This window comes from Enterococcus sp. DIV1767, assembly GCF_050542585.1.
GTDB lineage: Bacteria > Bacillota > Bacilli > Lactobacillales > Enterococcaceae > Enterococcus_D > Enterococcus_D innesii.
In genome coordinates this window covers 355903-380521 of record NZ_CP172936.1, presented here as the reverse complement: position 1 = coordinate 380521, position 24619 = coordinate 355903, and the positions used below count along the sequence as shown (strand labels likewise).

The following is a 24619-nucleotide window of genomic DNA, read 5'->3' as shown; positions in this document are numbered from 1 at the left end:
TTACTTTCCCCCTTCACTTGTTACTAACTCTTTGAAATACGACTCTAGATTTTCCCCTTCAAAAGAAATCCGATCAATAGCGATCCCTTCATAAACCAGCTGACGGACCAGGTCCCGAATCAACACATTCTCTTGATAAATATGAATTTTGTGGTCACTGACAACTTTATATTCAGAAATCAGCTGACTCTCTAGCAAGCGGCTAGCTGTGGCTACATCATCCACTTCTAATTGAATAAACCGTTTCGCCATCAGATCGAATTCGTGTTTGGTCATCTCTTTGATCAGACGCCCCTCACTAATGACCCCAAAACGTGTAGCCACTAAGTACAACTCTTCTAAAATATGGCTGGAAATCAAAATCGTCATGCCGCGTTCTTGATTCAATCGTAAAAGCAGCTCCCGAAACTCAACGATCGCTACAGGATCCAAGCCATTGATCGGCTCATCTAATATCAGAAAATCCGGTTGGTTCAATAAAGCGATGGCTAAGCCGAGCTTTTGTTTCATACCCAAAGAAAAATCACGGTATTTCTTGTTGCCGACATTGGTCAAACCAACAAACGACAGTGCCTTACTAACGGCATCAGGTTCCACCACCCCGCTGATTTTGCAATAATAGTTTAGATTTTGTTTAGCGGTCAATTGGTCGTAAGCGACTGGAGTCTCAATCACGTTGCCAACGCGTTTCAGCATCTGGGTGTATGCTTTGCCGCCTTCGACACCAAACAACTGCAGACTGCCACCAGTGGGTTGGATCAACTGAACGATTGCTTTTAATAAGGTCGTCTTCCCAGCACCATTTCTCCCCACCAATCCATAAATATCTCCTTTCGCGATCGTTAGATCGACATCATGCAGCGCCTGCTGTTTGCCGTAACGTTTGTTTAATCCTTTGATTGTTAGAACATTTTCCATTTTTACTTCCTCCTTGCTTGCTTCTGTGATCATTCTAGCAAGCAGATCTAAATCAGCTATTAACTAATTATTAATTGATTCTTAACTCGTAGTTTTCTGCAAAAAAAACAGTTTATTTCTATTATACACAGCTAAAAATGAACCAATCTAGAAAAATCGTCCCTTTTTCAGCAAACCCACCAATAGCAAATGTAGCAGACGATCTTTTCATTACTGCTTTTGCGCTTTGTTTTTTGCCTCACAAAGAAAGAGATTCCTTCATGACAAGGAACAAAAAACGTGGTAAACTAGTCACGAATCAAAGTGAGGTGAAATACATTGGTAGCAGCTATTATTTATTGGGCAATGATCATTATCAGTTTCGGTTGGTTGGCAGTCAGCTTATATTTCTCTATCTTCTATTTAGCACGTAAAGAAAATGGCAATCTATGGGCATTTGGCTTTTTAAATGTCATCACAGCAATCATTCAAGCCATCGTCCTTGTGGTGTACCGTACCTTAGGACAAGATTGGGGCGTTACACAATACTCAAGCCTCATCTATCTAGCACTTGGCTTATTGCTTGGTTTGACAGTCATCCAAGCTGTTTTAGGCCGTGAACCAAAAGCGAAAGTCGCTTAAGGGTTCCAATAGACACTCGTAAAAACGATCCGCTTTCTCTTTGATAAAAATAGGGAAATGGTCGTTTTTTTGTTAAAAAGAATTGACATTTGGGTGCTTTTCTTCTAAACTCTGAGAAGAATCAAATTAAATACGAGTACCCTTTAACATTTAGGTAGAGGTCGCGAGGTTCATTAATCCTGCTGAGTGAAGCAACACGTTTACAGCAGAGCTAGGGAACATCGCCGAAACAAGATCGGTTTTGCTTGCATCGATTTTGTTGGGCCGCAAATGAACAATTTGCGGACTGTCTTAGCTTGTCTAAGTTGCGCTATGTTTTGTGAAAGGTTTGTCGACGATGACTTGTCAACAGCCGTTTTCCAATCATGGAGTACGGCTGTTTTTTTGCTTTTTCATCCTTACCTGCTTGTCCAACTCGTGAAAGGAAAGAGAAAAAATGAAAAAAAATAATTGGATCTGGGCGGTCTTCGCCCTCTGTCTAACCCTCATTCAGCTGCCCTTAACTGTGCACGCGGATGACCAAACACCAGCAGAACAATTCCGTGTCGGCATGGAGGCGGGTTATGCGCCATTTAACTGGACGCAAACGACGGACGCCAATGGTGCCGTGCCAATTTCTGGGGAAGAAGGCTCAGCATTTGCCGGCGGTTACGATGTCCAGATCGCCAAACGAATCGCTGAAGGCTTAGGCAAGGAATTAGTGATCGTTAAAACCCAATGGGACGGCCTGCCGCCAGCTTTACAAGCGGGGACTATCGATGCCGTGATCGCCGGAATGTCACCAACTGCCGAACGTCGCGAGCAAATCGATTTTACCGATCCTTACTATGAATCAGATTTGGTGGTAGTGGTTCGTAAAGATGGCGAGTACGCCGATGCCAAAAGTCTCGCTGATCTTGCTGGAGCGAAAATCACTGCTCAGCTGAATACTTTCCATTATACCGTCATTGATCAAATCCCTGAGGTCCAAAAAGAACAAGCCATGCGAGACTTCTCCTCCATGCGCGTTGCTTTAGCTTCGGGAATCATTGATGGCTACGTCAGTGAACGACCAGAAGGCGTCACTGCCGTCGGTGCAAATCCTGATTTGAAGATGGTCGAGTTCGATGAAGGGGCCGGTTTTGAAACCAATCCAGAAGACGTCCAAGTAGCAGTTGGGATGCGCAAAGGCGATCCGGATGTGGAAAAAGTCAATGAGATCCTTGCAGGAATCTCTGAAGAAGAACGGGTTTCCCTGATGGATCAAGCAGTCTTGGATCAGCCTGCAGATGCCAGCGGAGAAACAGCGGATCAAGGTCTGATCGCTGATTTCAAAAAAATCATTGATGATTACGGCATGCTCTTTTTGCGAGGTGCTGGCTTGACCTTATTCATCGCGATCCTTTCAACGATCATCGGATTGATCATTGGTCTCTTAGTCGGTATCTTCCGAACATTGCCGCTTTCAGAAAATCCAGTAGGACGTTTCCTCCAACGGATCGTTAATGGGTTACTAACCATCTATATAGAAGTTTTCCGCGGGACCCCAATGATGGTTCAAGCAATGGTTATTTTCTACGGAACCGCTTTGGCTTTTGGCGTCTCAATGAATCGAACGCTGGCAGCCGTGCTGATCGTTTCTATCAATACCGGTGCCTACATGTCTGAGATCGTTCGTGGTGGGATCTTTGCTGTAGATGATGGTCAATTTGAAGCAGCTCAAGCCATCGGTATGACCCATTGGCAAACCATGATCAAAGTCGTGTTGCCGCAAGTGATGCGCAACATTTTACCTGCTACCGGGAATGAGATCATTATCAATATCAAAGATACTGCCGTCTTAAGTGTTATCAGTGTTGCGGACCTCTTTTTCCAAGGTACATCAGCCGCTGGAACGAACTTCCAATACTTCCAAACATTTGCGATCATCGGTGTGATCTACTTAGTCTTGACCATCAGTGCTACCCAGATCTTGCGCTTTGTTGAACGCAAAATGGATGGTCCCAGTGCGTATGTCAAATTAGAAGACATCAACCCGAACGAATAAGGAGGAAGAACATGTCAGCAATCATTGAAATTGACCATTTAAAAAAGAGTTTTGGCGACAACGAAGTCTTAAAAGACATCAGTTTGTCTGTTAATAAAGGAGAAGTTGTCACGATCATCGGTTCTTCTGGTTCAGGAAAATCCACACTTCTTCGCTGCATCAACTTATTAGAAAAACCAACCAGTGGACAAATCATCTACTTAGGTGAAAATGTGCTAGAAAAAGGCTATGACTTGCCGAAATACCGGACACATCTAGGGATGGTTTTCCAATCCTTTAACTTGTTCAACAATATGAATGTATTAGAAAACTGCGTGACTGGACAAGTCACTGTTTTAAAACGCGATCGCAAAGAAGCGGAAGCGACTGCCAAAGAAAATCTGGAGCAAGTCGGTATGGCTCAATATGCCAATGCCAAGCCTTCCCAGCTTTCAGGTGGACAAAAACAACGGGTAGCCATTGCCCGTGCCTTATCGATGAATCCAGATGTCATGTTGTTTGATGAGCCGACTTCTGCGCTAGATCCAGAAATGGTCGGTGAAGTGTTGAAGACCATGAATACCTTAGCTCATACTGGCTTGACGATGGTGATTGTTACCCACGAAATGGGCTTTGCCAAAGAAGTGTCTGATCGGGTCATCTTTATGGATCAAGGCGTCATTGCCGAGCAAGGAACACCAGAAGATATCTTTATTCATCCAAAAGAGCAGCGCACCAAAGAATTCCTTTCCCGTGTGTTGAATTAATTCTCTGTCTTGAAGCACTTAGTGTTCTTCTTCCGAGCTTTTTATCCTTTTTTCAGTAAGCTTGGAAGAATTCAATGCTAAGTGTTTTTTTATTACGGGAAACAGAATCGTCAGAATTTACCAAAAAATAACAAAAAAACATTGCTATTTGTCGGAAAATTTGTTATTTTTTTTAAAACTAAGGAATTATAGGAGCTTTCACTTATGGAAAAAAAGTTACAGTTTAAGGATTATATGTATGTTGGATCAATGCTTTTCGGTCTGTTCTTTGGTGCCGGAAATCTAATCTTCCCCGTTCACATGGGACAAGAAGCTGGTGCGAATGTCGGCTTAGCCAATCTTGGGTTTTTAGTGACCGGAATCGGCTTGCCATTTTTAGGAGTAATCGCCATTGGGGTATCCCAAAGTAGCGGAGTTTTTGAATTAGCTTCTCGGATCAATCGACGCTATGCAATGATATTTACGATTTTGCTTTACTTAGTGATTGGGCCTTTCTTTGCTCTGCCCCGTTTGGCCACTACTTCTTATGAGATCGGGATCGCTCCCCACGTTTCATCAGATATGCAAACTTGGTTATTGGGCTTGTTTTCTGCCCTATTTTTTGGTGCTGCTTGGTGGTTTTCACGTAAACCAAGCAAAATTCTTGATTATGTCGGGAAGTTTTTAAATCCCTTGTTTCTGGTCTTACTAGGTGTTCTGCTATTTTTCGCCTTTTGGCAACCCCTAGGAACGGTCAGCGATGCGCCGATCTATCCTAGCTATCAAAACGATGCCTTCTTCACTGGTTTCACCAATGGTTACAATACCCTTGATGCATTGGCATCCTTAGCATTTGGGATCATCATCGTCTCAACGATTCGCAATATGGGGGTTGAGAAACCTACGACAGTCGCAAAAGACACGATCCTTTCCGGCTCTGTCAGTATCGTGTTGATGGGGATCATCTATACCTTACTTTCTTATATGGGAACCAAAAGTTTAGGCCAGTTTCCCATCAGCGAAAACGGTGGGATCGCTTTGGCACAAATCGCCAACCACTACCTTGGCACCATCGGCAGTCTGTTATTGGCATTGATCGTCATCTCTGCCTGCTTAAAAACCGCCATCGGTTTGATCACGGCCTTTTCTGAGACCTTTGCTGGGTTGTTTCCAAAACAAAGCTACGGTTTCTTTATCGCATTGACAAGTATCTTACCAGCGATCTTCGCCAACGTTGGCTTGACCAATATCATTGAATTCTCCATTCCAGTCTTGATGTTTATTTATCCACTGGCGATCACCTTGATTTTGTTGGCGATCATCAGTCCATTATTTAACCATCGCGCCAGTGTCTATCGAATGACGACGTATTTCACGTTGATCGCTGCAATCATCGACGGCTTAAATGCAAGTCCCGCACTGATTACCAACAACGCTTTCGTGCAAGGAATCTTGTCTTTTGCGTCAGATTATCTGCCCTTCTTCCAAATCGGGATGGGTTGGGTCGTACCAGCGGCGATCGGATTTTTGATTGGTTTGCTATGGTCGTGCTTCAAAAAAGATCCTATTTCGGCCTAAATTAGTTAAAAAGACGAAAATAACCTACCTTTTTTTAAAAGGTAGGCTATTTTTTTGATTAAAAAGACTGACAGTTTCGTAAAAAAAAGATACAATAGAGCCACAAAGGAGGATACCTATGTTTTATGAAGAACTTATGATGGACCCGCAAACATTAATTAAATTTAAAATATTCCGGCGTATGCTAACTCTGCAAAACCCTAGTCACCCAATCGCACAATTGGCAAAGGAAATGGAGTTGAGCTACCAACAAGCTTTTATCGAGTTGACTGAGATCGACCAAGATCTAGCTGAGTTGACTCCGGATCATATGTCGATACTCGGTCGTGGCGGTAAATTACAGCCTCAGAATATCGCGGTAACGATCGATGAATACCGCTTCTATTTATTGAATAAAAGCGTTCCGTTCTTATATGTTCTTTACATGCTGAATGAAGACAATCCAACGATCACGGATTTTTGTGCAAAATACGATGTCAGTCGTTCAACGGTGTCTCGCAAATTTGAACATCTAAAAAAACATTTGAAACAATTCCAGCTTCGCTTTACTTACACTGAATCAAACTTAGTAGGCGATGAGCGTCTTGTGCGGCTCTCCTTATTCAACATTATTTGGTTAGGTACCCGTGGCATTGAATGGCCTTTTGCGATCGCGGAAAGCGAAGCAGAAAAAGTAGTGGATCGTTTCACGGAATACTTCCCAATGACTCACTCTTATCTTGGTCGACTAGAGTTGAAGTATTTTGCTGCCCTGATCCTTTTACGAATCAAAAAAGAAAATTTTGCCAAATACGACAAACGGTACAATTTCTTGATGAAAAATAATCCATACTTCGATTTTGAGCGTTTGACGCAAGTCGTTGATCCTGAAGTTTCAATGACGGACAAACAACTGAAAGGTGAATCTGGCTTTATTTATTTGATGGCGCAAATCTTCCCATTCTATTTAAGTCCGGAAGAAGAAGCCTTACAACAAACGATCCATTTCTTCTCAAACAAACAAAATCCGGTCTATCCGCTTGTGGCAGACCTTTTAGCAGAAATGAAAGCAACATTTTTTGCTTCACAACCTGGCCTGTTAGACGAGCCATTAGTTGTGGGGAATTTGATTAATGTGACCTTCGGCAACTATGTTTTTCGTCAGCCATTTCCTAACATCTATCGCTTGCTGACACCATCGATCAATCGCGGATCTGCTGAAGAACAGTTACAACAAAAAATCGACGATTTCTTGACTAGCTACCGTGAAGAATCAGCAGTAGATTATATCAATGATGAAAATCAAGAGCAGATGGCAACGATGTATACTCATGCCCTCTTGCCATTTTATGATCAAATCCGTTACTCGAATCGTCTACGGGTTGGGGTTGCCTTAGAAGATAATTTCTTAGTTGTTCAAGGTTTAAATCAATTCTTGCATGACTTGACCTTCGTGGCAGCAGAGCCTTATGATCTGAATCAGCAAGAAAATTATGATGTTATCGTTAGTTCCAACCAATTGATGAAAAAGCTTAAACCAGAAAAAATGAGTTATATTTGGGATTATGCGGCAGATGATCGGCAATACATTGATTTGTACCGTACCTTAAAAAATCGTTTTGATGAAAAGAATCTTTCCTTGTAATCAAACCGTTACGGTTTCTTAAGAACTTCCGAAAAGTTTTGTCACAGAATATTCATATTTATCTCGTATACTTTATGTATACCAACAAACAACCCTAACTAACACTTTTTCATTTTTAACTCCTTCCCGTCGGCCACCCACCGACGGGTCTTTTTTGGGGTATTTTCTTAGGTAGTAAACTTAAACACTTTCCAATCTTTTCTCCACAAAAAATTCATATTTGGGCAGTATAGTATACATAACCCAACAAACAACCCTAACTAACACTTTTCATTTTTACTCCTTGCCTGTCAGCCACCCACTGACAGGCTCCTTTTTTTCTTACGGAGTTTACCGTATACTAAAGGCAGGAGGTGTCCCATGACAAAAGACATTACGACAGTTGACCAATACATTGCAGCAGCTCCAGCAGAACGACAAGTGATTTTAAGAACTGTCCGCCAAACGATTAAGGCTGTCTTGCCAGAAGCGGTTGAAAAAATCAGTTACCAAATGCCCACCTATCATCAGGAAGAAACTATCGTGCATTTTGCCTGCGCCAAACAGCATCTCGGCTTTTATCCTACGCCTTCTGCGATCACGGCCTTCCAAGAGGCTCTACAACCCTACAAGACTAGTAAAGGGGCGGTCCAGTTCCCTTTTGCGCAACCGATCCCTTATGAACTGATCGCTATGATGACTGCTTGGCGACTCGCTGAAGTCAAAAACAAGCACGCTTAATTACCAATTAAAAAAACCGCTATGTCTAATGACCCAGCGGTTTTTTTGCTATGCATAGGCTTGATTACAAGCCGGGTTTTGTATTCAAGGTGCTGACTTTCAGCACATGATTCAGGGGAATAATTCGCAGCTGCTGACGGTCACTTTGTAATTTCAAGACAACTTGTTCTTTTGCTACCGTTTTACCGACGATCCACCCGGTAACGGTTTCAAAACCACCCAATTTCTCTGTCTTTACTTGCAACACCACCAGATGCTTCGCAGCAGCTGCTTCTTGCAGCGTTCGCTGGATCTCTTTCACTTTTTCAGACTGATTCTTCTTGTCAGCATCATCACTGAAGAAGGTATCTAGCAAGGTTGTGGATGTCATCACAATGAGTTTACCCAACTGTTTAATGGGCGATGGTTTCTTTTCCATTGGACATTCCTTTCTGCGCGTTACAGCAGTTTATAAAACCACACATACGTTCGCATTTCATAATCCTATTTTAGCAAATTTTTGATAAAATACAAGCGAACACGTCTTATTTCTCCGAAGAAATACTCTCTAGCCAATAAGGAATTCCTTCTTGTAGCAGTTGGTAGGTCTCTTCAAAATCCCCTGTATAATAAGGATCTGGCACTTCCTCAGTCTCTTTGCCGGGAACGACACTCATATACGAACGGATCTTGGCTGTCGTATTGGCTGGTGCCAGCCCATGCAGGTTTTTAACATTGCTCTCATCCATGCCAATGATCCAATCAAATTTTGTAAAATCTGCCTCTGTGATCTGGCGGGAGATAAGACCTTCGCTTGATAACCCCACTTGACGGAGCTTTTTCTGAGTTCCTGGATGAGCTGAGTGTCCGACTTCCCAAGAGCTAGTCGCTGCCGAATCGATCTGCCAATCCAATTTGCGTTTTGCTATTTCTGCTCTATAAATGGCTTCTGCCATGGGGGAACGGCATATATTACCTAAACAAACAAATAAAACTTTCGTCATCGCTCACTGCTCCTCTTTTTCATAGATTTGGTGGCCAAAAAATTCTACATCCTTCGCCAAACGAAACAATTGCGTTGCAATCTCTAATGGCGTCTCTGGAAAGTCGTTATGAATCCAATTTTCCAAAATGCCTCCGCAGCCGTAGGAAAAGAACCGGCTATAAAATAGAATGTCTTGTTTCGTCAATTGCTGCTCTTGATCGACCTCCAAGAATAAGCGCTGAAAAAGCGGTTCTGTGATCTGTAAAAAACCGTTCATTAAGATCTCGCGGTCATAAGCCAGTGATTTGCGGTAAAAGGCCGGCGCTTGTTTCATTGCTTTCAGCATGCGTAAGGCGGCCTCTTCCCAATTATCAAGGGCGACATCTTCAGTCGTCAAAAAAATCAGCGCATCTTGCCGATAGATCCATTGGATCAAGGCTTTCTTATCAGGAAAATGATAGTAAAACGTCTGCCGATTGACCTGCGCTTTTTCGGCGATCTCCTGCACGCTGATCTTATTCACTTCTTTGGTCTCACAAAGGGTGATCAATGTCTGGCCAATCACAGCCTTCGTTTGTTTCCCATCCATCATAGGGCACCTCTTTTTCTTCTCTTTCTATCATACCAAATTTTCTAGCAAAAAAAAATCCTATCAAATGTTCCTTTTTCACAACCAATAAGTGATACATTACAAAGATGACCGATTCATGATTGTTCTTTTGGCAATGTGATTCTCTGCAAAAAAAACGCCTGCCTCCTTGAGAGGACAGACGACGCTTTATTATTAAAACAGCGAGATGCTCATTGTGCCGTTTTGTTTTGAAACTGTTCCCTGCGGATCGCGCTGACTTTTTCTGTGAAATTGGCCCAATCAATAGGTCTAGGAGGGGCCAACCATAAGATATGGTCGATTCCTAAGGCACCATAAAAGGGGAGGTTTGAAAGAATCAAATGCGTATGATCATCTGGGTAACTCTGGAATTGCACATTCAAATCGAGAATTTTTTCGATATTCTTTTGGATCATCTGATTATAAGAATCACCAAAAGAAAAATCAACGCAGACATACAAGGGAACCAAAATCTCTTTTAAAGGAATCGTAGAAACTAATAAAATCAGGTATCTGAAAAACAAAAATTCCTTGTTGTTCCATAAGATTGGGCGATTGCGGTTTTCTTCTAAATAGTTGCGACAAAAGGCTGCATATTCGGGGTACGTCTCAAGAAAATACGTCACATCCATATATTGGTATTCATAGCGGGAACTAAAGGAAAACGATAAGAGCTGGTAATGGATCGTGGTCGTCTCGGTCTGAAGGAGTGTCAATGTTTCAGCCGTTAATGAGAACTGCTGTTGGACCGATTGAATAAAATCCGTGTTTAATTGCTGAATATAGGTTTGTTCTTGATCAATGTAGCTGTTATTGTCGATCAACCACCCTTCAACGATCAAAAAGCGTAAAATATCCCGTGCCTCACATTCTAGCACTTCTTGATCTGTGATGGCTAAAATCTCTTGTAACCAGCTTTTCAACTCATCAATAATCACCAAGTGCTTCGGCATGATCAAATCATTTTCTAGCGTATTTTGCATGTAATGCCCTTTATCCATGCGGGACAAAATAATGCCTAAATAGTGTTTCTTGCGAATTCGCATGCGAGCAGACTGTTTGTGATTAAGCCAATTACTCTCATTGAATCGCGCAAAAGACTTTTCTTTTTCGAGGATCTCTTTTGGAAAGGGAGAATGATCCAAATAATATTCCTTCATAAAAAAGAGAAAAATAAATTCTCTGATTTCACTTTCCTCCCCCACCAGCTGAAACTCTTTCGTCACATCAATGTCGTATTCCTTCAAAATCAGTTTAAACTGTTTAAATTCTTTATAGACAGGATTGTGACTCAAATAATGATTGGTGGCAAATTCATATAGCGAAGACAATTGTTCAAAAAAACATTCTTTCAACATGGAAAATTTTAACGCTTGATCCAAATAATAAGTCAATAGCGTATCGGAAGTTGCCAGCCCGGACGCATTGAGTTTAATGACCGTCCCATCGGTCACGATCTCAAATTCCTCATTCAACCCTAGTTCATAAAAATCAAGATTCAATTCTTGAACGGTTTTGTTGATTAGAAATTCCGACATGGTCAATTGATCCATCAAGGTTTCTTTCGTTTCAGAAAGAGCGATGGCGTTTTCCAAATATTGTAACAGGACCAATTTTCGTTTGTCCGCTTTATTCAAAAATGTCACAAACATGCGTTTTCAAGCCTCCATTATTTTTTTGGCCATAAAGAACGTTTCCTGAAAATAAATAGCAGAGACTGGCAAGATACGAAGGTTTATCATCCCCATCGCCATCCGTATTATTTCCTGGGAGTGCTACATCCACTTTTAAACTATCCGATACGAAAACATCTTCTAGCATGACTCGTTGTCCAAAGTGTTTCTGTTTGTCCAAAAAATTACTTTCTGGAGATATGGATTGCTCCTGTTCTTTCTTCGGAACCGTTTCCGGTTCAGGAGCTGGTTGCTCTTCTGGTTCTTTTTTTTCAGCAGGTGGTTCATTCACTTTTTCTGGTACTTCTTCCGGAGGATCTGTCGGAACGATTTCTTCTGAGGGGTCCAGCGGATTATAGATGGTGGCAAAAACGACTTGTTCTGTAACAAGATCAATCAATCCAATAAACATGCAGGCACCAATGACAAAGCCAAATCTGCGTTTCATTTCTTCACCTTCCTTATCATCCGCGCACTTTCTGATGATCTTTCTATGACGCTGAACGTTCCAACAGTTTGTGAACGCTTAGCAGGCATCCACTAATTATAAATAAAATAACAAATAAAAGAAACCAATTTTTTTTAGATTGTTGTTTCCATTGCTTTTCTTGTTTTTCAATCAGCCCATCCGATGATTGTGGCGTACTGCTCGACGATTTTTGCGACTGCTGGGCAGTTGTCTGCTCAACAGGAATCGCTGTCAGCACTAAACGTTCATCCGTTCGCGTTGGTGTTGGACAAGTGATCAAGGTCAGCCTTGGCCCTTGGTCATCCGCTAAAACCGACAAGTCTGTTTCCTCCACGATTTTTTTATCGATGATGATATACTGTTGATTTTCCTCGAGATAGCTCACTGACACTTCCATCCCCACCTGTGCTTCTAGCAATTGACCAAATAACAAACTTTGTCTACCGAGATGATGCCCTAAAACGACAAAATTGCTATTTTTTAACAAACGCTGAGGAAACATCACGACACCGCCTTTCAGTAGCTGCTGATTGGTTATCCCCACCAATAGCGGCTGCTGGAACTCGATCGCTTCAATTGCAACAAAGCCGTACCCGGTGATCGTTGCTGGCTGTGGCGCTAAGACGTCCTCCAGAGTCGGTATCTGAATGGTTTCTTCTTCTGGAATCGTTGTCGGCAGCTGGGTCGCTATCGTCAATTCGCTTGTGCGTAATTGCCAACTGACGATGCTTTCTTTTAGAAAAGGAAGTGCCAACAAGAGGATACCTGCGATGATCAAGCCATCGATCAAATATTTCTCAAGGTGCTCACGCTTCATCCGTTTCATTTTTTTTCTTTCGTCGGTACCATAAAAGCAGCAAGAAGGCGAGCAATAACAACAGACCGCCGATCAAGAAGTAAAGCCACGTGTAATCTGTTTCGATCGTCACATCTTTCTGGTTCAGATCACGTGCGACATCGCCAGTCACTGTGAATTCTTTCTCAAAGGTCCACTTATAAAGATAGCTTTCTTCTTCGCCTTCTTCATTTTCAACTTTGTATTGTCCTTCTTCACTTTTCCCACCATAGGCAACGGAAGTCAACACGTAGGTCCCGGCTTCTAAACGTTGTCCTTCTAATGAGATTGGGTACGAGAAGTTGGAATTAGGTGCCATTTGCATCCGGGAAGTATCCGAAGAATACAAAACATCGCTATCGCCTTTTTTCTTCACTTCATTGATCAGGCGTAATGAATTCAAGTACGCTGCTTCAGGATTTTGAAGGGTGACATTGATGGTGTTACGAGAATTGACTTGTCCCGGTCCAACATCTAGTAGTTTCAGATCCGGCGCAACTTCTGCTGTATTTTGACGCAATAAAATCGCAACGACATAGGCATACTCGTTCTTGATGGCTAAGCCTTGGTCTTCTTCACTGTCAGCCGTAGCATTTTCCTCTGTCGTTTCTTTTAAGGTCAAGCCACCTGCGATGACTCCTTCAAAGGATTCCGAAGGCATAGTGATCTTTAAAGGCAAGGTGATCTGGGATTGTTTCGGGATCGTGATTTCTTTCTCCACTTCAATCAAGTCAGCCATATCATAAGGCAATGTTTCATCTGCTTTGATGTCGTTTTCGCCATATTCCACGACTCCATTTAGGTTTGTGGTAGCTGAAGCGATCACTGGTGCGATGACTACCTCTTGATCGGTATCATTACGCAATTGGACTTCCACAGTTTGGACCGTCCCCGGCGCCATTTTCAAGTCAAAATAAGTCTTTTCTTTATCGATTTGGTTCTCTGGAATCACTGGATTGACGGCAAAGTTAAATTCAGAAGCGGTTCCTATAGTTGGTACGAAAAAGAAAATACTCGCGAATAGGAGCGCCAAAAGCTGGTTGATTTTTTTCATGATGGATGTCCCTTCTTTCTATGTATTCTCCTTGAACCTCGAAAGGGTTCAAGGAGAAAGCTGGTACTTATGGGTTGGTTGGTGTGTCTGTTAGTAACCAAGTAAACGTGGTGTTGTATTGGCTGGCATATTTCGTCGTTGAGCCTGGAACTTCCAACTCAATACTATCCATGGCTGCGGCTAAACTATCGCCCCAACTCATTAGATAGGTTCCTGCTCCTTCACCATCTTGGGCACTCATCACTAAGGATTGGGCACCGTTTGGATTCAATGTGATCGTTGTGCTCACATTTGATGGTTTTGGTGACAATGACGGTGTTACCACAGTTCCCTTTGTCAAACGAATTTGCGCAGCAGTCAATTCTTGGTCTTCCGCTGTTTTGAACTGGCCATTTTGGCGAACATTCAATGTCCAACCGCTCTCTGTTCCCCGATTGTCTGTTACTTGGACGAAGTTGGGGCCTTCTTGATTTTCATTTGCTGAATCCACGTATTTTTGGGTTTCCGCATGATAGACCTCTGTTTTCGAGGTGATTTTTTGTGTGCCAAAGTAAAGGCTTGAAGCAAAATCAATCGATAGCGGTCCGTTGGTTCCCGGATTTGGTCCATCTGGGTCTGTTGGATCAACTGGTTTGATTGGATTTTCTGGATCTGGATCCGTTGGGCTGATTGGATTGGTTGGATCCGTATTTGGTTCAAAGGTGATTTGTCCATTTGAGTTGTATTCTGCACTGTCTGCTGCTTGTGCCAGCACTGGTGCTGCTAGGCTTAAGCCTAATACTGAGAGAAATGCTAGTGTCTTTTTCATATCTATACTCCTTATCCTTCCGTTCCTGGTGTATCTGATAATACCCAAGTTAGTGTAGTCGTGTAGCTAACGGCATCTTTTGGTGTGCTGCCGGGTACAGAAAGTGCGACCGCTTTGGTAACATCTGCTTGTACTTCTTGGCCATCTTTATCTATTTCAGTGACCGTTTCAACGCTTCCCCAAGCATTGACCCATGTTCCAGCCCCCGTTTGATTTGCTGCAGTCATCACCACTGATTCAGCACCTGCTGCATCCAATGTGATCGTTGCTTCCGCCACAGGAGCTGTGACACCTACCGCATTGGATCTAACTGTCGGACTTGTTAGGGTGATGACAGAACCTGTCAATTCTTGATTCAACGTTGACTCATTTTTGAACTGCCCATTTTGTTTCACAGACAACCGCCAACCGGCATTACTACCGCGATTATCTGTAACTTGGACATAATTGGCCGTTTTTAATGTAGAAGCTGTGTCATCGTCATTCAAGTATCCTTGTGCTCGTGCATAATAGACTTCGTTTTTATTTGAGATTTTATTGACACCAAAATCTAAGCTAGAGGCATAATCGATCGATAATGGGCCATTCGTTCCAGGATTTGGTCCATCGGGATCGGTTGGATCCACAGGATTGACCGGATTTTCTGGATCTGGATTTTCTGGATTGACTGGGTTCGTCGGATCAGTATTCGGAATAAAATCAACCGCCCCATTTGATGTGTAAGAAGCAGCTTCAGCTGCTGAAACCTCGGTTGCTGCACTCGCTGCTGCCAATACGGCAAGACTTACAAAGACCCACGCTGTTTTTTTCATTAATATATAACACTCCTTTTATTTTAAAGATCGTTTCTTAATTACTACCGATATTATCTGGGACATTCTTTAAATTCCAAGTCAATGTCGTCCGATACTCTTTGGCTAATTTTACAGAACTACCTGGCACGTTTAATTTTACTGCCGTTGCTCCTTCCGTTGCATCGGTCCCAAACTTGTAGATCCAAGTACCCATTCCTTTTCCAACAGGTGCGTTGACCAATGTGACTTCACTATCTGGTACAAAGGTATGACTTGTCGTAACCGTTGGTGCGTATTGCATATCGGTAACCGAAGTTGTAGCGCCAGAGGCGATCGATAATGAAGCGCCTACCAGTTCTTCGTCATCAGCCGTTTTGAATTGTCCATTTTGCACAACGCTCAATGACCAACCTTCTTGTGTTCCTCGTTTATCAGTTACTTGCACATAGTTTGGTCCAGCAGCGCCAGCTGTGAACTCTTGTAGCTGTGCGTAATAATCTTTTGTTTCAGAAGTGATCAGTTGGTTGCCAAATTGAAAACTTGAAGCAAAATCAATCGATAATGGTCCAGCTGTTCCAGGGTTTGGTCCATCGGGATCGGTTGGATCGACGGGATCCACTGGTTTTTCTGGATCGGTCGGATCAACTGGATTGGTTGGATTCGGGTCCGCTTCAAAAGTGATTGCTCCATTTGAGGTGTATTCAGCGGCATTAACGGTTGTTGGTAACAGAGCAGTGCTCATCAATAGAATGCCTGCCGTCAAGAAAAGTTTTTTCATTTTTTGTTCTCCTTTTGATTAAAATGATTCCTACTGCCAACAAAACGACAAGACCACTGCTTTGATAGCGATTAAAGTGATCTGACCCTGTTGCTGGCAAAATATTGTTGCCTTTTTGATTAACTTGTTTATTCCCTGGCTGTTCTTTTATGGGCTCTTCTGGCTCCTCAACGGGTTCTTCATAGACGCCGAAAAAGGAAGTGACACCATTGCTGTCATAGGCACCTGCTTCAGCTGCTGAAACGAGTTGAGGGAACAATAATAGATAGCCAGTAATAACACCGATCATGATTTTTTTCATTTGTTTTCCTGCCTTTATGGGTTGCCAGGTGCCGAAACCAGCTGCCAGCTCAAGGTTCCTTGATAGTCCCCAACTTTTTGCTGTTCGACTGGAACAGTAAGTTTGATGCCTTCATTTTCACTTTCGCCCCAGTGCTGATTCACGACGTAAGTGCCATTTTCTGTCAATTCCGTTTCCTCGATGATCATTTCCCCACTAGTTATCATCTGTTCTTGACCGTTTTTCACAAAGCGGAAGACATCGGTTAATTGATCTGTTCCATCCGTTAATGGCTGTTGCTCTTTGACCGTCAAGCGCCATGGACTTCGTTCGGATCCTCTGGTATCTTTCACCGCTAGTTCTCCTGTGATCGTTGGCCAATAATCTTGTGTTTCTGTGGCAACTTTTTGCTGCCCAAAATCAAAGGCTGTCGGCACACTGCTTAAAACAAGCTCGCCGGCAACTGCGACGTTGACGACTTTTTCTGCCCGTTGACTGCCTGCTTCATAATGGTAAGCCGTTGACACATTTTTCAACAACTCATCTTCCGTTGCTTGTTGGATCGCGGTAAAAGCTTGCGGATCGACAGTCGGTGGTACATTTTCGCGATTATCTGCAAAAATCGTGGTTGCTTGGGTATAGTCTGCCAGAGCTGCTTCATCGGTCAGCGCCGTTGCTTCCGGTAAGGTCAAACGGACATCTTTTGCATAGACGGCAAATTGCCGGTCGTCAGAAATGACACTCTCATTTTTGACCACCACCAAATTAACGGTGGTTTCTGCCTGATTCTGATCGTTTTCACCTACCGAGAAAGTGATCGCTTGTTTGCGATAGACCGCTGTTTCTAACGGTTCTTGAATTGCAGCTAAGACCTCTTCTGTCAGCGTGTCCTTAAAGAAAGGACGCCCGCTGGCTTCGAGATATGTCACGGCTTGTTCTTTGGTCAGCGATTGTGCCTCTTGTTCTGTAAGGATCACATTGCGGGCTTGAACTTCCGCCTTATTTGAGTAGCGTACGCTGATATCGTAACTATATTCCCCATCAGGACTCGTCCAATCAACTGGTTCTGAATCTGGTTGTTCCGTCAACTGCTGATCCGTGCTATCTAGCTTGCTGGATTTGATTTGACCGGCATATAACCATGAACCGGACGTTTGGGTTTCTGGTGTAAACGTCAATGTTGGCAATTCTGTGACCGTATAAGGAATCAATAAACGCCCTTTTTGCACTTGTGTCCCTGCTTGCTCCGTCCCCCAGGCTTGCAAGGTCAGCGGTGTATTGTTCTCTTTGACTGCTGTTACATTGTGACTAATAGCCCCGATCCCGTTCGCGACTCCCGGTGTTTCAACTTCGTAGTTAATGATCGACCCTGGTATCGCAATACCGTACCCGTTGGCTGCATTGGTCACATCGTTGTCCCCAATGAAGGTTTTCCCAGTCGCTTTTTCGATCCCACTGAAATTGATTGGGGTGATCGCTGCCGCATTAGCAGCAGTTGGATTTATGGTCAACACTTGGTAAGCACTAACCGCACCAAACCACGTTCCTTGACTATTGACTCGAGAACCTGCATCATTGGTCGTCGTTTTCAGCCACGTTAAGTGATCTTTATCCGTATCTGGTGTTGCGAAATCTGAGAGATTGATTCGCCCCGTTCCCGGCGGCGATTCGATCGTCCCTTCGTCTTCCACCGTTAACTTCGCGCCTGAAATCAAATTCGTTGCGGAAGAAATACCGATACCGGCATTTTTAGAAAGATGGATATCACCGAACTGATGATAGGTCGTTGCGTGATTGGCAGCAGTAGCTGAACGGCCATTTTTGATGTCTCCCCCATTGGCCATTAGCTTGATGCCGTTTGTCACGTTCAATTCGGTAAAGTTGACGATCCCCAGACCCGTCACAGCGATCGGATCAGTTTGATAAGAAGCTGTCCCATCGACATTTTCACCAAAGCTCATCTTCACTTGATTGCTGCTGTTGGCTACGATCGTGTTCGTAAAGTTGTCTGACGCATTTCCGCCTGAAATCCCATTGATACTTTTGGCTCCTTGAACCCGCATCTCGACATCTCTTAAAATTTGACTGGAAGAAATATTGGAATAGTACGTGGTGTATAAATTCCCGATACTTGATCCTTCCGCTTGGATATTCATATAAATTTTACCGCTTCTCGTATTGCTAGCAGTCCGTCCACCATCACCATAGATCGTTGCCCCATTCAGCGCATCTGATCCCGGTTTTGTATATATGTTCAATGTAATCGTATTGGAGCTGTCGGTCCCAACGATATTCGTACTGTTAAACGGATTACCGCCTGAGATGTTCGTTCCAGAAGGAAGGGCAAACTCACCATCGTAATTTCTCAAATCCAATGTCAAACTGGCATTTCCTAATAACCGTCCATTATTCGTAACACCGCCTGAAAAACCATTAGACCCTGTACGCGGAGTACCTGAGAAGTTTCCGCCAAACACTCGATTATCTGAGTTTCCGTTAATGGTGTGGGAAGATGCGACACCATAAGAGGCACCGAGTGAGGCATTGATCACCCCATCATAAACCGTTACTGCGACATTGCCGGTCACTAATAAGTCATCCCAGCCGCCACCAGATAAAAACCAGTCTACTTGCCCATTATTTACGGTCGTTCGTCCATCTCCATAAACGCGGCGTCCAGTATACCCTGTTCCTTCTAGCGTATCGACGATCCCAGAGTTTAAAGTATTGGAAGAATTTCCCTCAATGACACCTGAGAAGGAACCACCGTAGGTCCAGCGAGCAACCGTGTTATTCAAGATCGTTTTGGTATTTCCTTTAATATAGATATCCCATGCTGTTCCTGGATAACCACCGCCACCAACGATATCCCATCCAGAGGCGTTTCCTCTTGTTTTATTGGTCGTTGAGTAATCTAGATTCGTTGGTCTGGTGCCTGTATAAGCAATCCCATCTCCACCAGGACTACCATCCGAAGTGATCGTGCCAACTTCAATCGTTGTGTTTCCTTCAATATAGCCGCCTCGACCAGCTGCCGTCGAATAAATCGCACCGTTTGAAAAGGAACCACTGACTAGATGAGAAGTGATATCGCCATAAACTTTAAAACTTGCCGCTGCTTCTGCCAGTGCTGCTCGTTGTTCCGGAGTATAGTTGTCATACGTCGTCGTATTCGAAGCCCCCATTGAACTTTGAGACAAGGTACTGACATTGTTTCCTCCACCGCCGTTAAAATCACCAATTCCCCCGACGCTGGCACTCGGCCCTGCTTTCACGGTGTTAACGATGTTTCCTATGATGGTACCAGTATTCCGATTGCCACCTTCAAATTCACTACGTCCAGTGGAATAACTGCTGGCATCAAGGTTGGTCACGATGGCATCCTTAGAACGGTCAGAGCCGATGTTGCCATAAAATGAACCGCCTATGAAACGATTGGCTGTGCCTGACCAACCGCCAGCACCAGAAATCGTACTACGGATGGTGCCACCGATATTGCCGTATTGAACACCACCAGCAAAAGCACTTAAACGGAAGCTTGCATTAGTCGTTTGAATCGTCGTTTCAACATTGCCTGTCACATTGGCTGTATTGGAAGCATTTGTTCCAAGACCACCGCCATAATAACTTCCCAATGTGCCATTTAAACGATTGATCGTAACCTTCGTGTTCCCATCAATCGTACCGATGTTGGCACCTCCTGCAATCGTACTGATGCCACCCACCGTATTATTTACGACAATCTCTGTATTCCCGGTCAACGTACCACCGCTTTGATTCCCACCATAGATGTTCCAAGTTCCTGAACCTGTCGCATTTAGCGTGATCGTCGGGTTTCCAGTAAGGTCGCCATTGTTGCTTCCCCCATAAATCGCAAGGCCATTGCCGGTGGAACCACCGTTTAATGAAAGACTATGCCCATTCATGTACATCCTCGTACCCGTATAGTTGAGGTTTCGAATCACTACATCAGAACCAAAGTAGATGTCCGTGCCAAGTGCGACTGTTCGACTACCTGAAGTCAACGTTGTTGCATCTGTGATGGGATCATCGCCATGACCTGTGATGATCAAACGGCTGATTTTTCCTTGCAGCGCATAAAAAGTCATATTTGTATTATCGACTGTGGCTGGAATCGTCTTTGAAGTCAGATTCGCCGGCAGTGATAACGATCCACCCGAACCAACATACAAAGCAAATTCTTGGCCATTGCCGTTTTGATACATATCGAACAACGCTTGACGAATCCCTTCAGCACTATTGGTATATTCCGCATATGCTAAACCATCTCCAGCTGGACTTGGTACAGCGATCACTCTCGTTTTATCGGCTTCCGCAATGATCTCTTTGATTGATTGCTCCGCCAACGAAATGTTCGCCGCTCTTGCCTTAACAGTCGGTTTAAAAACAGCTGTCAAAGTTTGATTCTCCGTGAAAATCAATTCTGTCAACGCTTGGCTCGTGTAAACTGTCCCGTCTAACGCCCATCCTTCAAAATCAGTATCATCCTCAAAAACTGGTAGTTCACTTTTTTCTATTGCTTCCCCTTTGTTTTTGCTGACCTGAATGCTGGTTTCCCCAGTAGCAAATACATGCTCAGTATCTGTCAAAAAAGTCAATTGTACTTCTTCTACGGCTTCAGATGACTCTTCGGTCTCTGACGAAGATGTCTTCGCAGTTGCTTCTGTAGAATCTGTCGAAGCAGGTTCGCTAGATGCTTGCATTTCCGTTCCGTTCGTCTCTTCCAGACTGTCAATCGATGAAACGACAGAGTCAGCAGAAGACGTACTTTGTTCTTCACTTGTTTTTGTAACACTTTCGGCTTGTGCCACTACCATTGCATATGAAAAACACGGACCTGATGTTAGTAGAAAAACAAGTAAAGATGTTAAAAACCGTTTCACTTTATCCCTCCTATCTTAAAAAATTAACGTATCGCGCAGTGCACGCCATGTGTTACAACTCTTAGTTTAGCGATTTGAAGGAAGAGAATTGTAATTCTTTTTTTCTCCCGTTCAAAATTATGATTATAATTGTTTTTTCATAATTCCAATTTTAGTAACTTCCACATCTTACAGCTATCTGTTACTCATCGATTGAAAAAATCGCAAATTATCAGGATGAATCATCGATTCTTTTCAAAAAACTGCTTTTCTCCTTCATAAATAATACAAAAAACGAGGGATAAATCAACACCAACAATTAAATTAAGATGAGAAAAATAAATAAAAAGATAAAATATTTGACAAAATCCCGTGAAGAAAAAAGCTTTTCTATCTCCCAAAAATGATAAGTTAAAAGAACGCTTCCCATCTTCTCTCTGTAGATAATGATAATGTTATAATCAAAAATGAATAAAAAACGTTATTTAAAAAAATCAGTACATATAAAATAACAAAATAAAAATTATTATTTTTTTTATAAATCACTGATTTTGATAAAATAAGTAAAGTTATTTTTGAAATAACGCAAAAAAGAGACTGTGACAAAAGCCCATAAAAGAAAGCCGCAAGAAAGGCTCTATAATTTATGGGACTGATGAGTCAAAATTGATTCTTCAGCCTCATTTTTATTTTCGGTATTAAAAAACATATCGTTCTCTAATATGATTAAATCACGACAAAATAAACAAACTAAGAGGACGATAAGTGGTATGAATGATTCTACAAATATGAATACAAAACAAGGAAAGTAATATTCAAAAAAATCTGAGCTAGAATGAGTTTCATCCTGCTCAGATTTATCTTTTTGCATATTAGCCTCTATTGAAAATAGCTATTATTCTCCAATGACTTGTGCGTATACATCGTTGCAAGATGTTGCCTCTCCATTAGCAAATGATACTGAATAGATGATGCCTCGGCTTCATTTGTTGCAGTAAAGTTTGTTGCTCTTATTGTAATTCCATCAAGTTCCTTTTCCATAATCTAATCTGGTGGAATTGACGTATAATTCGCAATAAATGAATCAATTTTTTCACTTAGATCTGATACTTTTGGAGAATCAATTGATGATGTCGTTTCTGATGAATGAGTTTCATTAAGCAAAGAACTGTAAGAAGTTTCTGTTTCACTTGCTATTAGACTTTGTGAGGTTGACTCTTCGGTTTTGTTATACGAATCTTCAAAGGATGTTTTATGTAGTTTTACATTATTCAAAAAACCATCTATAGCCACAAAGTACTCAATTGATTCTTCATCATCATTCAGGAAAAATGTCATATTGTTTTTATACTTAAAGTTTATTAATTCGGGAAAAATATTTTTTAGCTCATCATCAGACACTTCAATATAAAATCCATTTCCAGACTTTTTCACTGTGTAAGGAAAACCAGGTGAATTATAATCATCATTTCCATAATCGATTATTTTTTTCTTTGTCTATTCTAAAAGAAAACTCTCATTCCCCTCGTTAGCAGCACCATACCAATCACCATAGAAGTCTTTAGCTGGATCTACAGATAGAAAATAGCCCCCTACAAATCCAATTATAACCAACAAGATAAACCCTAATATTTTTATACTTTTTTCATAAATACCCTATTATGTTCCTTTTTTAATAATACAGAATAACGAATATTATGCATTGAAAATCAAGTTTGTGCCGCAAAGAACGAAGATTTACTTGCATATTATTGTATTCAATTTTGTTCAATTTTACATCCTTTCCTACATATTACAAAATTGTCAGGATATAAATATAACTTAAAATGTTTTTTATATATTATAGTATGGTATATTAAATTTGTTAGTAAAATAATAATTAAAAAGGAGATTAAAACAATGAAGAAGTTTTTAATTAGTGTAGTGTTTGGTATATCAGTTTTAAGTTTTGGTCAAATAAATGGTTATGCAGATGAGAATGGTTTTGAGATAGATGAAACTAATCAATCATTAATTAATGAGGCAATATCCAATGAAGAGTCCAATAGAGATTATATTGATGGTGTAATTAGAATGTTTGAAGATTCTGATAGCGCTGAAGAGTTCAACGCATCTTTAAATGAGAGTTTAACAGTTTTAAATTCCTATGATGCCGAACAAGATGCATTGTTGGAAGAGTATAAAGCGGACGTTGCCGAATCAGTTGATCCTTTTTATGTTGAACCAAAGTCTAAGATAGGTGCTAGATCATCGGTAACTCCTGCAAATCCAGTTTATGCGGCTGCAATTGCTGCATACAATAAAGGTATATCAATGGTTAAGAAAAAAGGTCACAATCAGACTGCTGCTTATATGAAGCACGCCATTATTTCTGCTGAGAATTACTATTGGAATCCAACATGGAAACCTTCGACATATGTTAATAAAAACGATAGCTGGGCAAAGACTGTAGACGGCGAGGAGTTAATGACCGCTTATTATTCTAGACTTAAAAAAGAAGCATTTTCTACAGGTAAAAAATCTGGTTCTTTCTCAGGAAGTTATACATTTCTAAGCGGCCAACTTCACACAGCATTACGTGGAGTTAGTTACACAGTAACTTATAAGAAACAAGCCAATGGAAATTATTGGACTCAAGTAAAGGTTACGGATATATTTGATTTCAAATGGGAGCTAAATGGTTATGATGGCAACTTCGAGGTGGGATTTGGAAACAATTATTGTTACGCAATGCAAAGAGCAGGATTTATCATTCCTTATAAAATCGAAGTGATCCACGAAGTTTCTAGATAGTATAAAAAGAGATGAGCTTTACGCTTATCTCTTTTTGTTTAAGATATATATAATGGATTTTACTAGTGCACCCAAGAAAAGTATCAGGGCTAATACCTTAAAAACTACACCAAGTTCCCAGTTGATTGATCCTTCTCTTAAAAGCTCCTGTTTTTGGGATTTGCTTAGTCCTTCAACGCTTACAGGAATCCAATTTACACTTAAATAGACACCTATAAGTAGCGAAATCATTGAATATATATATAGGATTCTTATTTTTAAACCTTTTAAAAAGTTAATCATCTTAGCACTCCTTTACAAACTATTATATCAGAAAGCTAGCTTTAAATAATTATCGCTAATATAATTTAATAATTTGTGAGTACTTTTTATAAGAGGTTACTTTTGTCCGACCACTTGGTTATGTTAGCTATTTTAATATTCCTAATTTTATCATAGCCAACCTTATTACCACCAACATATATTT

22 protein-coding genes and 1 riboswitch are annotated in these 24619 nt (G+C 41.7%); of the genes, 7 read left to right on the top strand and 15 right to left on the bottom strand.

Features of this window, described 5'->3' with window-relative positions; all coding sequences use genetic code 11:
* Entirely contained in the window at window positions 1-918 is a 918-nt protein-coding gene (locus IGI78_RS01860) for an ABC transporter ATP-binding protein (protein WP_195265412.1), read from the bottom strand.
* 318 nt (window positions 919-1236) lie between these two features.
* Between IGI78_RS01860 and IGI78_RS01855 the strand changes: the two genes are divergently transcribed.
* From IGI78_RS01855 to IGI78_RS01830, 6 genes are all read left to right on the top strand, one after another.
* Window positions 1237-1539, top strand: coding sequence for a hypothetical protein (locus tag IGI78_RS01855; RefSeq protein WP_005227198.1), 303 nt, complete (start codon window positions 1237-1239; stop codon window positions 1537-1539).
* Window positions 1540-1686: 147 nt separating this feature from the next.
* A riboswitch (Lysine riboswitch) is annotated at window positions 1687-1860 on the top strand.
* 115 nt (window positions 1861-1975) lie between these two features.
* Entirely contained in the window at window positions 1976-3565 is a 1590-nt protein-coding gene (locus IGI78_RS01850; RefSeq protein ID WP_195265413.1) for an ABC transporter permease subunit, read from the top strand.
* 11 nt (window positions 3566-3576) lie between these two features.
* Window positions 3577-4311 (top strand): amino acid ABC transporter ATP-binding protein, encoded by a 735-nt coding sequence (locus IGI78_RS01845; RefSeq protein WP_005227196.1) that lies wholly within the window; start codon window positions 3577-3579, stop codon window positions 4309-4311.
* Window positions 4312-4515: 204 nt separating this feature from the next.
* On the top strand, window positions 4516-5868 hold the full coding sequence (gene brnQ, locus IGI78_RS01840) for a branched-chain amino acid transport system II carrier protein (RefSeq protein ID WP_195265415.1): 1353 nt from the start codon (window positions 4516-4518) through the stop codon (window positions 5866-5868).
* Between the two features lie 118 nt (window positions 5869-5986).
* The gene (locus tag IGI78_RS01835; protein ID WP_140965123.1) at window positions 5987-7492 is read left to right on the top strand and encodes a helix-turn-helix domain-containing protein; all 1506 of its coding nucleotides are present in this window, start codon (window positions 5987-5989) and stop codon (window positions 7490-7492) included.
* Window positions 7493-7852: 360 nt separating this feature from the next.
* Entirely contained in the window at window positions 7853-8212 is a 360-nt protein-coding gene (locus tag IGI78_RS01830) for an iron chaperone (RefSeq protein ID WP_081118262.1), read from the top strand.
* A gap of 64 nt (window positions 8213-8276) precedes the next feature.
* On the opposite strand, the gene IGI78_RS01825 is transcribed toward IGI78_RS01830, so the two are convergent.
* The 13 genes from IGI78_RS01825 to IGI78_RS01765 form a co-directional block, all read right to left on the bottom strand.
* The gene (locus IGI78_RS01825) at window positions 8277-8630 is read right to left on the bottom strand and encodes a hypothetical protein (protein ID WP_077453983.1); all 354 of its coding nucleotides are present in this window, start codon (window positions 8628-8630) and stop codon (window positions 8277-8279) included.
* Window positions 8631-8736: 106 nt separating this feature from the next.
* Window positions 8737-9195, bottom strand: coding sequence for a low molecular weight protein-tyrosine-phosphatase (locus IGI78_RS01820; RefSeq protein ID WP_195265417.1), 459 nt, complete (start codon window positions 9193-9195; stop codon window positions 8737-8739).
* A gap of 3 nt (window positions 9196-9198) precedes the next feature.
* The gene (locus IGI78_RS01815; RefSeq protein WP_077453985.1) at window positions 9199-9768 is read right to left on the bottom strand and encodes a TetR/AcrR family transcriptional regulator; all 570 of its coding nucleotides are present in this window, start codon (window positions 9766-9768) and stop codon (window positions 9199-9201) included.
* A gap of 209 nt (window positions 9769-9977) precedes the next feature.
* Window positions 9978-11438: a helix-turn-helix domain-containing protein gene (locus tag IGI78_RS01810; RefSeq protein WP_086293836.1), complete on the bottom strand. Its 1461-nt coding sequence runs from the start codon at window positions 11436-11438 to the stop codon at window positions 9978-9980.
* Window positions 11416-11907 carry a hypothetical protein gene (locus IGI78_RS01805; RefSeq protein ID WP_077453987.1) on the bottom strand — a complete coding sequence of 164 codons (492 nt, stop codon included), beginning with the start codon at window positions 11905-11907 and terminating at the stop codon, window positions 11416-11418. Before IGI78_RS01805 ends, IGI78_RS01810 begins: the two co-directional genes overlap by 23 nt.
* Window positions 11908-11950: 43 nt before the next feature.
* Window positions 11951-12745: a class A sortase gene (locus IGI78_RS01800; protein ID WP_195265679.1), complete on the bottom strand. Its 795-nt coding sequence runs from the start codon at window positions 12743-12745 to the stop codon at window positions 11951-11953.
* Entirely contained in the window at window positions 12735-13817 is a 1083-nt protein-coding gene (locus tag IGI78_RS01795; RefSeq protein ID WP_195265419.1) for a DUF916 and DUF3324 domain-containing protein, read from the bottom strand. Before IGI78_RS01795 ends, IGI78_RS01800 begins: the two co-directional genes overlap by 11 nt.
* Before the next feature lie 67 nt (window positions 13818-13884).
* Window positions 13885-14625 carry a WxL domain-containing protein gene (locus IGI78_RS01790; protein WP_077453989.1) on the bottom strand — a complete coding sequence of 247 codons (741 nt, stop codon included), beginning with the start codon at window positions 14623-14625 and terminating at the stop codon, window positions 13885-13887.
* Between the two features lie 11 nt (window positions 14626-14636).
* The gene (locus IGI78_RS01785) at window positions 14637-15437 is read right to left on the bottom strand and encodes a WxL domain-containing protein (protein ID WP_096742140.1); all 801 of its coding nucleotides are present in this window, start codon (window positions 15435-15437) and stop codon (window positions 14637-14639) included.
* Between the two features lie 37 nt (window positions 15438-15474).
* The gene (locus IGI78_RS01780) at window positions 15475-16197 is read right to left on the bottom strand and encodes a WxL domain-containing protein (RefSeq protein ID WP_081118260.1); all 723 of its coding nucleotides are present in this window, start codon (window positions 16195-16197) and stop codon (window positions 15475-15477) included.
* Complete coding sequence (locus IGI78_RS01775; protein WP_077453992.1) at window positions 16130-16498, bottom strand: LPXTG cell wall anchor domain-containing protein; 369 nt, start codon at window positions 16496-16498, stop codon at window positions 16130-16132. The genes IGI78_RS01780 and IGI78_RS01775 overlap by 68 nt, the downstream gene beginning before the upstream one ends.
* 14 nt (window positions 16499-16512) lie before the next feature.
* Window positions 16513-21381: a hypothetical protein gene (locus IGI78_RS01770; protein WP_288362191.1), complete on the bottom strand. Its 4869-nt coding sequence runs from the start codon at window positions 21379-21381 to the stop codon at window positions 16513-16515.
* 1023 nt (window positions 21382-22404) lie between these two features.
* Entirely contained in the window at window positions 22405-22794 is a 390-nt protein-coding gene (locus tag IGI78_RS01765; RefSeq protein WP_060792400.1) for a hypothetical protein, read from the bottom strand.
* Window positions 22795-23259: 465 nt separating this feature from the next.
* Between IGI78_RS01765 and IGI78_RS01760 the strand changes: the two genes are divergently transcribed.
* Complete coding sequence (locus IGI78_RS01760; protein ID WP_086372553.1) at window positions 23260-24153, top strand: hypothetical protein; 894 nt, start codon at window positions 23260-23262, stop codon at window positions 24151-24153.
* A gap of 24 nt (window positions 24154-24177) precedes the next feature.
* Here IGI78_RS01760 and IGI78_RS01755 read toward each other — a convergent pair whose 3' ends face one another.
* On the bottom strand, window positions 24178-24435 hold the full coding sequence (locus IGI78_RS01755; RefSeq protein ID WP_008376271.1) for a hypothetical protein: 258 nt from the start codon (window positions 24433-24435) through the stop codon (window positions 24178-24180).
* Window positions 24436-24619 lie beyond the last annotated feature (184 nt).